The organism is Bacillota bacterium LX-D, assembly GCA_031628995.1.
Classification (GTDB): domain Bacteria; phylum Bacillota; class DUOV01; order DUOV01; family Zhaonellaceae; genus JAVLUO01.
On sequence record JAVLUO010000004.1, the window covers coordinates 64938 to 76781 of the forward strand.

Sequence of the window (11844 nt, forward strand, 5' to 3'; positions counted from 1 at the left end):
AGAATAATCGCTAACGTCTAATGAGAAAATGCTAATTTAATAGAGAATTTTTAAACGGAAGGAGGAAGTAGTTATGGAAATTATTAAAGCCATTGAACAGGAACAAATGAAAAAAGATATTCCTAATATACAGCCAGGAGATACAGTTCGTGTACATGCCAAAGTTGTTGAAGGAGATAAAGAAAGAATTCAGGTTTTTGAAGGTATTGTCATTGCCAGAAAAGGCGGCAGCTTAACTGAAAACATAATTGTTCGGAGAATATCTTATGGTGTAGGGGTAGAGAGAACTTTCCCACTTCATTCTCCTAGAATTGATAAAATTGAAGTACTTCGCCATGGTAAAGTCAGAAGAGCCAAACTTTTCTACTTAAGGGAAAGAACAGGTAAAGCTTCGAGACTTAAAGATAGAATATAATTTGTCTTCGAAAGGACTGGCACCGCTGGTCCTTTATTGCATTTTACAATGCCGTTTTTAGGGAGGATAAGTATGTTTGAACAAAACAATAAGAAACGTTCTACTTTATTTGAATTTTTAGAATCGGTAGTAATTGCTGTGATCTTGGCTTTTGTCATTAGAATGTTTCTATTTCAACCATTTTATATACCATCCGGATCTATGGAGCCTACATTGCAAGTAAATGACCGGATTATTGTTAATAAATTAACCTATAGATTTAGTGAACCAAAACGGGGAGATATTATTGTTTTTAAATTTCCACTAGACCCTAGCCGCGACTATATTAAGAGGTTAATCGGTTTGCCAGGAGAAACTCTTGAAATTAAGAATAGTGTTATCTATATTAATAATAAACCAATTAAAGAAAGCTACTTGCCTCCCAATTTACACTTTGCAGATTTTCCTCCTGTCAAGATTCCGAAGAATGCTTATTTTATGATGGGGGATAATAGAAATAACAGTCAAGATTCCCGCTATTGGGGGACCTTGCAAAAAAATCTTATTATCGGGAAAGCACAGCTAATTTATTGGCCTCTAAACAGGTTAAAATTAGTTAAGTAGGTGAAATTGTGCAGGTACAGTGGTATCCGGGACATATGGCAAAAGCCAAAAGAATGCTCAAAGAACAGTTAAAATTAGTTGATATTGTGATTGAAGTTTTGGATGCTCGTATTCCAATAAGCTCAGGAAATCCTGACTTAAATACTTTAATCCGAGGCAAACCGCGCCTAATTGTTTTAAATAAGTCAGACCTTGCTGATTCAGCTGAAAATAAAAAATGGATAAAGTATTTTGCAGATAGTGGTTTTAAAACAGTTGCTGTAAATTCCAGTCTTAGAGAAGGAATGGATCAACTCACGAAAGCAGCTAGTCAGCTGGCAGAAGTTAAAATGCAGCAAATAACAGCCAAAGGTTTAAGGCCACGCCCTGTTAGAGCCATGGTAATTGGTGTTCCTAACGTAGGCAAGTCATCTTTAATCAATGCCTTAGTAAGAAAAACAAGCACCAAAACAGCCAATAAACCAGGAGTAACGAAAGGGAAGCAATGGGTAAGAGTCCTTCCAAATTTGGAATTACTTGATACACCGGGCTTATTATGGCCAAAGTTTGATTCCTTACAAGTAGGCTTTAATTTGGCTGTGACAGGGGCAATCAGTGATCAAGTTTACGATTTAGTAGAAGCGGCCATGGAACTGCTGGAGTTTTTAAAAAACTATGCGGCGAAAAATTTGATGGAAAAATATAAACTAAAGGATTTAAATTTACCTAATTATGATTTGCTTGAAGAAATCGGCAGGAAAAGGGGATTATTGCGGGCAGGTGGAGTTGTTGAAATAGAAAAAACAGCTTTAATGCTTTTACAGGAATTCCGGCAGGGCAAGTTAGGAAAGCTTACACTGGAGAAAGTTGCCGCTGAATAAAAGGGAGACTGCCAAATGGTTTTAATATCTGGAGTAGATGAAGTGGGACGCGGTAGTGGAGCAGCTGAAATTTATGCTTGTGCTTGTATTCTTAACCAACAAAGACCTATTGAAGGTTTAAAAGATTCAAAAAAATTATCTAGAAATAGAAGAGAAATTCTAGCTGAAGAAATTAAAAAATATGCTGTATGTTGGTCCATAGCTCAAGCTAGTTTAGAAGAAATTGAACAGTTAAATGTACACTATGCCACACTACTAGCAATGAAAAGAGCAGTAGAAGGGCTAAAAACTAAGCCTAACAAAGTTTTTATAGATGGGCTTTATGTACCAGAAATCAAGATACCGGCGAAGGCAATTGTTAAAGGCGATGATAAGATCCAGGCCATTAGCGCAGCTTCTATTTTAGCCAAAGTAGCTCGGGATAATATGATGCTGGAATACCATCAGTTGTACCCTCAATATGGCTTTGATCAGAATATGGGCTACTTAACAAAACAACATTTAGAAGCTTTACATAAATATGGACCTTGCCCTATCCATCGAAAAACCTATGGACCAATAAGAGAATTATTAGAGATAGAAAATTATAAACAATTAAAGATATTTGGATAACCAAAATTTATTTGTTATCTTGATTAATAGCCAAGGAATTAATAGACCTTGGTTTTAAATTTTTTTGGGGGATTTTTCTAGCCACTGCACTTTAAGCTTAAAGTAAATTTTTGTCAAGAATAAGTCTAAACTTAAGGACTGAAATGTGTTAAAATCTGTATAAAAAGAAAGCTAAAATTTCACAAATAAGCTGAATTTTAAAAAAGAAATTAAAGGAGACAAAACAAAAGAATGTATACCGCAGGTTTATGTGTTGGGGCCTCCAACGTTAGTTTGGTTGTGCTAGAGCGCGGAGCAAAAATTACGATCAAAGGAACGTATAAATTTTCTCATGACGGAAACCCCAAAGAGACAATTGCAAAAATACTTAACTATTGCCCAGAAAATTTGCAGAGGATAGCAGTTACAGGACGAAAGTTTAAAGATTTTTTAAATTTAAGCACTATATCTGAACCTGAAGCTACAGAATATGCTTATGAATATCTCCACTTGGGAAAGGAATACGATGCTGTAGTTAGTGCTGGCGGGGAAACATTCATTATTTATCTTCTAAGCAGGGGGAGGATAATTAATGTTTGGACAGGCAATAAATGCGCCTCAGGAACGGGAGAATTTTTTTTACAGCAAGTAAATAGGATGGGTTTATCTGTGGAAGAAGCTGTACAGATGGCTAAAAATGCTGAAATTTACCAAGTCGCAGGCAGATGCTCAGTTTTTTGTAAAAGTGATTGTACTCATGCATTAAACAAAGGAGAACCTAAGGCCAAAGTAATTGCAGGGCTAAGCCAAATGATGGGAGCTAAAATTTTAGATTTAGTTCATTTAGCTAAAGCTAAATCCGTTGTGCTAGTAGGAGGTACAACAGCTAATCTTTCCATGCTTAATTTTTTGCAGAAAGAAATCGGCGATTTATATATACCGGCTGAAGCTCAATATTTTGAAGCATTAGGAGCAGCCTTATGGGCTAAAGACCATGAAACAATAACCTTAGATAGAAATAATCTTTTTAAGCTGGAGGGTCAGTCGTTTGCATTTTTACCACCTTTGTCTAACCACCAAGAAAAAGTAGCATTTAAAAGTTGGCCCCAAGCCAGTGCTCAACCAGGTGACGTTTGTATTGTAGGTTTAGATGTAGGTTCTACTACAACTAAGGCAGTAGTAATTCGTTTAGAAGATGCGGAAATATTAGCTAAAGTGTACCTGCGGACAAATGGGGACCCTGTCAAGGCTGCGCGCCAGTGTTATGTAGGTTTAAATCAACAAGTGCCTGATAATCTTAAAATAATTGCTATAGGGGTTACTGGCTCTGGAAGGCAAATTGCGGGGCTCCATGCCTTAACAGAAGGAGTTATCAATGAAATAATTGCCCATGCCAAAGCAGCAGTTTTTTTTGATCCTGAAGTAGATACAATTTTAGAAATTGGTGGACAAGATGCCAAATATACTTATTTAGAAAATGGGGTGCCTTGTGATTATGCTATGAACGAAGCTTGTTCTGCAGGAACAGGCTCATTTTTAGAAGAAGCAGCTAAGGAGTCCCTGCAAATAAAAACAACAGAAATTGGGACAGCTGCTATCAAAGCAATGAATCCGCCTAATTTTAGTGACCAATGTGCGGCTTTTATCGCCAGTGACATTAAAAATGCCATTCACTCCGGAATTAATAATGGTGACATAGCTGCTGGTCTAGTCTATTCTATCTGTCAAAACTATATTAACCGTGTAAAGGGCACAAGACCAACAGGCAAGAAAATATTTATGCAGGGAGGAGTTTGCTATAACCAAGCAGTTCCTTTAGCAATGGCTGGTTTGTTAGGTAAAGAAATTGTGGTTCCTCCAGAGCCTGGTTTAATGGGTGCCTTTGGAGTTGCTTTGGAAATTAAAAGCAAATTAGAACTGGGCTTACTTCAACCTAGCAACTATAATTTAAAGGAGTTGGCTGAGCGGGAAGTTATTTACCGTCAAGGATTTACATGCCGTGGAAAAAAAGAAAATTGTGATCGTAAGTGTTATATTAGTATGCTGGAAGTGGCCGGCACTAAATATCCCTTCGGCGGAGCTTGCAATAAATATGAAAATTATTTGCATCATAAGGTTAAAGAATGGAAGGATTTAGATCTTGTAGCATTAAGAGAAAAATTGCTTTATAGTTTTTGTGTAAATAACAATACAAGTGGATTGAAAATTGGAATTAGTAAATCATTTTTCTCCAATACATATTTACCACTGTACCATAATTTCTTTACTAATTTAGGCTGTCAGGTAGTTCTGCCACTAGATTGTTTACAAGAAGGAAAAGATATGAAAGGAGCAGCCTTTTGTTATCCAGCAGAACAAGCACACGGTTATTGCTATTCTTTAACCCAGCAAACTGTTGATTATTATTTTCTTCCTCAGGTAAAGGGTGTAGCTCCAAAACTATTAAACTATGATAGTGTAACGTGTCCATTTGTACAAGGTGAGCCGTATTATTTGCAAAATACTTTTCCGGAAATCAAGACTAAAATGCTTAACCCTGTTTTTGATTTTACAAAGCCCTGGGAGGATGTTTTAGAAGAGTTTGTCCAAATTGGCATTAAATTAGGTTTTGACCGCAAAAGTGTTTTGGACGCTGTCCAGAAGGCTTGGCAAATGCAGCAGCAGTTTTGGCAGGCAACAAAAAAAGAAGGAGAGAAATTTTTAGCAGAACTTGCTAAAAATCCAGATCATATTGGCATTGTATTATTTGGACGTCCCTATAATGCTTTTACTAAGAATGCTAATATGGGTATTCCGGCAAAATTTGCTTCACGAGGATACAAAATTATTCCCTGCGATTTTTTACCTTTAGATTATGAAAACTCTGAAGAACAGATGTACTGGTCAGTCGGCCAAATGCTGTTAAAGAGTGGACGTTTTGTGCAAGGGCATCCTCAGCTTTTTACAGCTTATATAACTAATTTTAGCTGCGGTCCAGATTCATTTTTATTAAATTATGTGCGAGAGATTTTGGGCAAAAAGCCATCTCTTACTTTAGAGTTAGACAGTCACACGGCAGATGCTGGTATAGACACTAGAATTGAAGCTTTTCTAGATGTAATCAAAAGCTATCGGCAAAATAACAACTTAAATAGAGATGTTAAAGTAGATGAAGACAAAGCTGTAACACAAATAAGAAAAGCTGACAAAATAATGTTGCGTACAATTGGAGGAGAGTATTTTAGCCTAAAGGATGAAGGTGTAAAAGTTTTATTTCCTACAATGGGTACTTACAGTGCCCAGGCTTTAGCTGCAACTTTTCGGTACTTTGGCATCAATGCTCAATGTCTCGAAGCGCCTGGAACTAGAGAATTAAGTGAAGCAAAAAAATATTTTTCTTGTAAAGAATGTATGCCCCTATTATTGACAGCAGGAAGCTTAAAAAAATATTTAAATCGTCCAGAGGCATCGGAAGAAATAATAGTTTTCTTTATGCCAACTACTTCCGGCCCCTGTCGTTTTGGACAATATCATGTGGCTATAGAACATATGTTAAAAAAAGAAAATATAACTAATGTTGCTCTTTTTTCTTTATCCTCGGCAAACGGTTATGCTGGTCTGCCAACAAGTTTTATGCTGCGAGCTTGGAGATGTGCTGTTATAGGGGATGTATTAGACGACATTCGCAACGCTTTAATGGTCTTAGCTAAGGATCAAACCCAAGCCTTCCTAGTTCTAGATAAGGCAGTAGAATCTATCCTGGCTGCTTTAGAGCAGAAAAACTGGAATCAAGTAGTTAGAACCTTAGAAGAAGCCGTTGCAAAACTGGCTGCAATACCTTTAAAACAGAAGATCCAGGAAGTAAGTAAGGTCTTACTAGTTGGTGAAATCTACGTACGGAAAGATGGCTTTTCCAGACAATCATTGGAAGAGAAGTTAGCTGAAAAAGGTATTATTTTAAAAATTGCTCCAATTGCAGAGTGGGTATATTATTGCGATTACTTGTTTAAAAATAGCTTAACTCAGCAGGCGACATGGTTGACAAAAGCAAAAATAAACTTAAAGCTAATTATTCAGCGTAAGGAAGAGCAGAAAATTAAAGCTATTTTTGCCAAAAGCAATTTATATACACCTGACCAGATTAATATTGAAAAATATATTCAAAATGCAGCTGATGCGATAGCACCTACTTTAACGGGGGAAGCAATTTTAACTGTAGGTGAAGCAGTAACTGAAATGATTGCAGAGGTTGATGGAGTAATAGCAATAGGGCCTTTTGGCTGTCTGCCTAATAGAATGGCGGAAGCTATTTTAAATAAAGGATTACATAGACTAAAAGCAAACAGCGCCCAGGATGATTTAACAAAACAAATTTTAGAGCGTTACCCGGCATTGCCTTTTTTAGCTTTGGAAAGCGATGGCAATCAATTTCCTCAACTAATTGAAGCTAAAATAGAAGCCTTTTGTTTGCAAGTTAAAAGATTAGCTAAGTGGACTCAGGCCAACAGAATTAGTTAATGTAAAATCTTTGCTTAGACTAAGGGGTGAAATAATGGTCAACACCCGTGTAATTGGAAAGCTGGGAGAAGAATTAGCGGCAAAATTTTTAGAGGAACATGGCTATAAAATATTAACCAAGAATTTTAGCTGTAAACTTGGCGAGATAGATTTAATTGCTCAAGAATCAGGGCAAGTGGTTTTTATCGAAGTTAAAGCAAGAAGTACCATTAGTTTTGGTTTACCTCAAGAATTTGTAAACTATAAAAAACAATCTAAAATCAGACAAGTGGCTCTCTACTATTTAATGAAGTATCATTCTGAGAACTTCAGCTGCCGTTTCGATGTAGTTGCTATGGTTTTAGTTCAGGGAAAAGCGAAAAAAATAGAGCTAATTAAAAATGCCTTTTGAGCATCTATTAGGCTTGTGCACTTTAATAAAAAAGGAAGTATAGGTAATTACTTAACCATACTTCCTTTTTTATTAAATGCAGCTAATTACTTGCTGCTTGCTTTTGTTTCATCCAAATCATCGTTTAAAAGACCGCATACTTTTAGCATGTGTAAAACTAAGGCTAAAACAATACCTACTGCGGCAGCTAAGGCCATACCTTTAAGTTCAAAGGCACCTAATTTAATACTAGCGCCGCTTACACCTATGATAAATACAACAGCAGAAAGCATCATATTATAATTTTTACTATAATTAACTTTTTGTTCAACCAGCATTCTGATACCAGCTGCAGCAATAACACCGAATAACAAAATGCTTATACCACCCATGACTGGCGTAGGTATAGTTTGGATAGCAGCAGCAAATTTTCCAAAGCAAGATATAATGATAGCTAAGATGGCTGCACCGCGAATAACCCAAACAGAATATACTCTAGTAATTGCCATTACACCAATATTTTCTCCATAAGTTGTATTGGGAGGTGAACCAGTAAATCCTGAAATCATATTGGAAATACCATCAGCTAATAAAGAAAGGTGTAAACCTGGTTTTTTAATTAAGTCCTTTTCAACAATATTACCCGTGACAATTAAATGGCCAACATGTTCTGCTAAGACTACCAAAGCTGCAGGAGCAATAATTAAAATAGCATTAACATCAAATACAGGAGCACTAAAAGATGGCATTTTGATCCAAGCAGCTTGAGCAACAGGGGTAAAATCCACCATTCCTTTAAATAAAGCCAAAACATATCCAGCAATAATAGCAATTAGGATGGGGATAATTTGCAAAAAACCTCTAAAGATTACGGACCCGAAAATACCAACTAATAAAGTAAACATGGAAACCATAATTACGTTAGGATCCGGTTGAAATGCTTGAACTACTTGCCCAACAGCTGCAGAAGGGGCAAGTAAACCAGCCATTTGGGCAGCTACAGGAGCTAATTCAAGTCCAATAACTGCTACAACTGCACCCATAACAGGTGCTGGTAAGCAAATATCAATCCATCTAGTGCCAACAGCACTAATAATAAAAGATACAAGTACAAAGAAAATACCAAAGAAGATAAACCCTGATTGTGCATGACTATAACTGCTCTGCGACATAATTAACAATGTAGGCGCAATAAATGCGAAACTAGAACCTAAATATGAAGGAATACCACCTTTAGTAATAAAAGTGTAAAGCAGCGTACCTATACCGTTCATAAGTAAGGCAATAGCAGGGTTAATGTGAAAAAGCAGGGGGACAAGAACCGTTGAACCAAACATAGCCATTAAATGTTGAAAACTCAAGGGTAAAGTCTCCCAAAAAGAAAGTTTTTCTTCAATACCAATTGTTCGCCTCAATTTCTTCACTCCTTTGAATAGTTAAGAATTTGTGGCGCACCCTTTTAGTAAAAAAACTCCATGCTGAAAGCTAGCAAGGAGTTTATACCTAAGATTAATTGTATAATCCCTTATTAGCTTCTCTGAACTAATTTAAAGGGTACGCTATGTAATTTTATTATCTCCATGTGTGAGAATAGCAGATTTAATGTATGCTTGTCAAGAATTTATTTACAATTTTCGACTACAGCTCGAAAAGTTTAGCAAAATTTTTCGTAAGAAGCTTCCTCTAAAAAAAATTCCTTTTTAAATTGACAAAACCCGTTATAGATATTATAATCATAAACCTGAGAGGGCTTTTAAAAAAATAATTTTTTCATACTTTGGAAGCACAAGATGGTCGCGCAAAGCTAGCTTTGTGAGGAAAGTCCTGGCTGGCGCAAGCTGAGATGCGATTTACGCAAGGCGTGGAGCCTGCTTGCAGAGAAGGTGCTTGACGCAAGTCAAGGTAGGGAAACCTAACGGCGGGGAAAATACCCTTTATTTAGGGGATGATTACCCATAAAGTGCTATAGTGACGATGCTGCTTGGTAACGAGCAGAGTGAGACGACGTAAACCCCACCTTGCCAGAAACCCTCTGAGAGGGGAACTTTTCAAGGGGAAATGAACCTAAGGAAAGCACGAGTCTTCGTGAGAAAGATGACCATCCACGACAGAACCAGGCTTAGTGTGGTTCCAAAGCTAATTGTGGCGATGTAGCTCAGATGGTTAGAGCATACGGCTCATACCCGTAGTGTCGTTGGTTCAAATCCAATCATCGCTACCATAATAAAAAACCAGCTTAAAGGGAGTTTAACTTGGGGATTTAAAAAAATAAATTTTTGACCGACTCTCTTCAAGCGGAGCAAATAAAGCCCTCACTGAAGTATATATTTTCAGTGTGGGTTTTTATGTACCGAGGAAACTAATACTAACAGAATATATATGTCACCATTATAAGTTTATCCAGAGTTTGCTTCTCTTCGCCTCGACTGGATTAAGAACAATAAAATGATAAAATCCACACCCTTTCGTCTGATGTCAAACGATTTGCCGGACTGGGGTGAGTATTTTTTAGGGGTGTGCATTTTATGCATAAACAACCACTTTGACTTAAACTTATCAATTTTAGTCTAATGCCATATCGACTAAAGCAAGATTTTTTATTTCGGTGCTGACAACCATCCATCGATTAGAGCCAGATCAGGAACACTACTGCTGTATTGCATCTTACCGTTTTTGCCTGATTTTCAAAGGGTCTCAGCCAATATAAAACCGCGTAAGCTTAAACACTACGACATAAAACAAGAGAACCCGGCAATGGAGTAAGGATTACTTACATACATGCCAGGTCTTCGTTGTATATAGAGTACAGTTCGCTGTCAAGTTACCATGTTCGGACTTGATATTAATCATTTTTTAGGCACTACTGGTCAGCTACTCATTTTTCACCAAACAGTCGATCGTTTTTTCGGCGATCCGTTTCCCGAATAACTGAAACAGTTCTTTTTTCCATCCAAATCATCCTTGAGGGCAACAGGCCCTAAATGAATAAAAGGCCTTCCACATCCCGCACCGGATGAATATACCAGCATACCTTTGACCAGCATATGCCGCAAAACACTCGAGATGGCCAAATCTGCTCCACCATGCATACAATTTGCTGTAGCAAAAGCTGCTCCTAGTTTTCCCGCTAAATCACAATTCCAATCCGTATCAAACCATTTTTTTAATTGCCAGCTCATATCAGCTACATATGCGGGGGTTCCAATAACTATTGCGCTACTGTCTTTAACAAAACTAAAATCTACGGTTTCTTTCTGATTAAGATTCATCAACCTTACTTCCATGTTGTCCGTCTCTTCGATACCATCTCTGATATATCCTGCCATTTTCTCTGTATTACCAGTGACACTGACGTATAAGACTGTTATTTTCATTTCAATACGACCTGTTTAAAACCGCCGAAGTCCTTAGCCATTTGCGTATAAATTTCTTTCCCCAAAAGGAGCTTATATATTTCGTCTGCCTTTTTCGCAGGATCAACATCCTTGAACTGTTCAGGATAGAGTATCTTCCCGATATAGTAAGCATCAGCAATCGCTGTATCGATATTTGTTGCGTAAAAATTATACGGCAGAGTCAAATATAGTTGTCCGTTTTTCACAGCGGACAATGTCTCATAGAATTGCGTGTTTTTCTTATAATCCTCAAGTACTGACGGATATCCGCCACCATCAATAAAAATTATATCAGGATTCCACTTGATCAACTGTTCCTTATCAATCATCAACGAACCAGTCTTTCCTGTCTCATCCACCACATTCTTGGCATGGACAGCATTAAACAACGAGTAATTGCCCTGGGTGCTTTCAATCCCATGGGTTCCCTTCATTCCCAGACCCCCGACATAGGCAGAGGGTTTCTTATCCTGGGCTATGTCCTTTGTTCTTGTGTCCAGATCAGCTTTAAACCCATCCATCAGTCCAACCAGTTCCTGAGCTCTTTTATCCATACCAATAATTTTTCCTATAAGCATTAAGGAAGCGTTAACCTGCGGATCGAAAGTCGACGTTTTTCCATAACTTAACGCGATAACAGGGATTCCTGTTTTTGACTGCAAATTATCCGCAGCGGCTTTATCGGCAGCATAAGTTGTAAAAATCACATCCGGTTTTACCGCCAGGAGTTTTTCAGGATCTGGAGCATTATTGGGGCCTCCCGGACCAATCACCGGCAGCGTAGTGAGCGTTGGATTGGCATAAAGGTATGGTCTGCCTGTCGGACTATCTATTTCCATTTGTTCAATTCCTGCAAAAATATCAGGATTATTAAAATAGCAGCAGAGCCTTAATGCACCCGGTCCAATGGCTACCACTTTTTTGGCCACTCCGTTAATTTCAACTTGTCTCCCCAATGTATCAGTTATCGTGATTTTTGAGGGTGCTGTCTGAGAAGTTTGGGAAGAACACCCACTTAAGAGAAATGTCATACAAAATAATAGCGCAACAATTAGAGTAATAATCTTTTTTTTCATCATGATCCTCCAATTTTAATAAAGTTTTTGTTTGCAG

The 11844-nt window shown here is 37.5% G+C and carries 9 protein-coding genes, 1 tRNA gene and 1 other RNA gene; 8 read left to right on the forward strand and 3 right to left on the reverse strand.

Going from position 1 to position 11844, the window contains the following annotated elements; genetic code table 11:
• Nucleotides 1-73: 73 nt before the first annotated feature.
• The 6 genes from rplS to RDV78_05360 all read left to right on the forward strand — a co-directional run bounded on the left by rplS (nucleotide 74) and on the right by RDV78_05360 (nucleotide 7357).
• Entirely contained in the window at nucleotides 74-415 is a 342-nt protein-coding gene (gene rplS / locus RDV78_05335) for a 50S ribosomal protein L19 (protein ID MDS1029926.1), read from the forward strand.
• A 72-nt stretch (nucleotides 416-487) separates the two neighbouring features.
• A complete protein-coding gene (gene lepB, locus RDV78_05340; GenBank protein MDS1029927.1) occupies nucleotides 488-1018 on the forward strand; it encodes a signal peptidase I in 531 nt (176 codons plus the stop codon).
• 8 nt (nucleotides 1019-1026) lie between these two features.
• Nucleotides 1027-1878, forward strand: coding sequence for a ribosome biogenesis GTPase YlqF (gene ylqF / locus RDV78_05345; GenBank protein MDS1029928.1), 852 nt, complete (start codon nucleotides 1027-1029; stop codon nucleotides 1876-1878).
• 15 nt (nucleotides 1879-1893) lie between these two features.
• On the forward strand, nucleotides 1894-2490 hold the full coding sequence (gene rnhB / locus RDV78_05350; protein ID MDS1029929.1) for a ribonuclease HII: 597 nt from the start codon (nucleotides 1894-1896) through the stop codon (nucleotides 2488-2490).
• 231 nt (nucleotides 2491-2721) lie between these two features.
• On the forward strand, nucleotides 2722-6966 hold the full coding sequence (locus tag RDV78_05355; GenBank protein ID MDS1029930.1) for an acyl-CoA dehydratase activase: 4245 nt from the start codon (nucleotides 2722-2724) through the stop codon (nucleotides 6964-6966).
• Between the two features lie 34 nt (nucleotides 6967-7000).
• The gene (locus RDV78_05360) at nucleotides 7001-7357 is read left to right on the forward strand and encodes a YraN family protein (protein ID MDS1029931.1); all 357 of its coding nucleotides are present in this window, start codon (nucleotides 7001-7003) and stop codon (nucleotides 7355-7357) included.
• Between the two features lie 86 nt (nucleotides 7358-7443).
• On the opposite strand, the gene uraA is transcribed toward RDV78_05360, so the two are convergent.
• The gene (gene uraA, locus RDV78_05365; protein MDS1029932.1) at nucleotides 7444-8751 is read right to left on the reverse strand and encodes a uracil permease; all 1308 of its coding nucleotides are present in this window, start codon (nucleotides 8749-8751) and stop codon (nucleotides 7444-7446) included.
• 367 nt (nucleotides 8752-9118) lie between these two features.
• On the opposite strand from uraA, the gene rnpB reads away from it, so the two are divergent.
• Together rnpB and RDV78_05375 are read left to right on the forward strand one after the other, a co-directional pair.
• Nucleotides 9119-9462, forward strand: an RNA gene (rnpB, locus tag RDV78_05370) — RNase P RNA component class B.
• Nucleotides 9463-9480: 18 nt separating this feature from the next.
• Nucleotides 9481-9557, forward strand: a tRNA-Met gene (locus RDV78_05375).
• A 661-nt stretch (nucleotides 9558-10218) separates the two neighbouring features.
• Here RDV78_05375 and RDV78_05380 read toward each other — a convergent pair.
• Both RDV78_05380 and RDV78_05385 read right to left on the reverse strand, forming a co-directional pair.
• Nucleotides 10219-10710 (reverse strand): flavodoxin family protein, encoded by a 492-nt coding sequence (locus tag RDV78_05380; protein MDS1029933.1) that lies wholly within the window; start codon nucleotides 10708-10710, stop codon nucleotides 10219-10221.
• Nucleotides 10707-11807, reverse strand: coding sequence for an iron ABC transporter substrate-binding protein (locus tag RDV78_05385; protein MDS1029934.1), 1101 nt, complete (start codon nucleotides 11805-11807; stop codon nucleotides 10707-10709). Before RDV78_05385 ends, RDV78_05380 begins: the two co-directional genes overlap by 4 nt.
• Nucleotides 11808-11844 lie beyond the last annotated feature (37 nt).

Bases quoted from the DNA above. Each gene is read 5' to 3' on its own strand.
- rplS (MDS1029926.1), top strand. From the start codon at position 74: ATGGAAATTATTAAAGCCATTGAACAGGAACAAATGAAAAAAGATATT.
- lepB (MDS1029927.1), top strand. From the start codon at position 488: ATGTTTGAACAAAACAATAAGAAACGTTCTACTTTATTTGAATTTTTA.
- rnhB (MDS1029929.1), top strand. From the start codon at position 1,894: ATGGTTTTAATATCTGGAGTAGATGAAGTGGGACGCGGTAGTGGAGCA.
- RDV78_05355 (MDS1029930.1), top strand. From the start codon at position 2,722: ATGTATACCGCAGGTTTATGTGTTGGGGCCTCCAACGTTAGTTTGGTT.
- RDV78_05360 (MDS1029931.1), top strand. From the start codon at position 7,001: ATGGTCAACACCCGTGTAATTGGAAAGCTGGGAGAAGAATTAGCGGCA.
- RDV78_05380 (MDS1029933.1), bottom strand. From the start codon at position 10,710: ATGAAAATAACAGTCTTATACGTCAGTGTCACTGGTAATACAGAGAAA.
- RDV78_05385 (MDS1029934.1), bottom strand. From the start codon at position 11,807: ATGAAAAAAAAGATTATTACTCTAATTGTTGCGCTATTATTTTGTATG.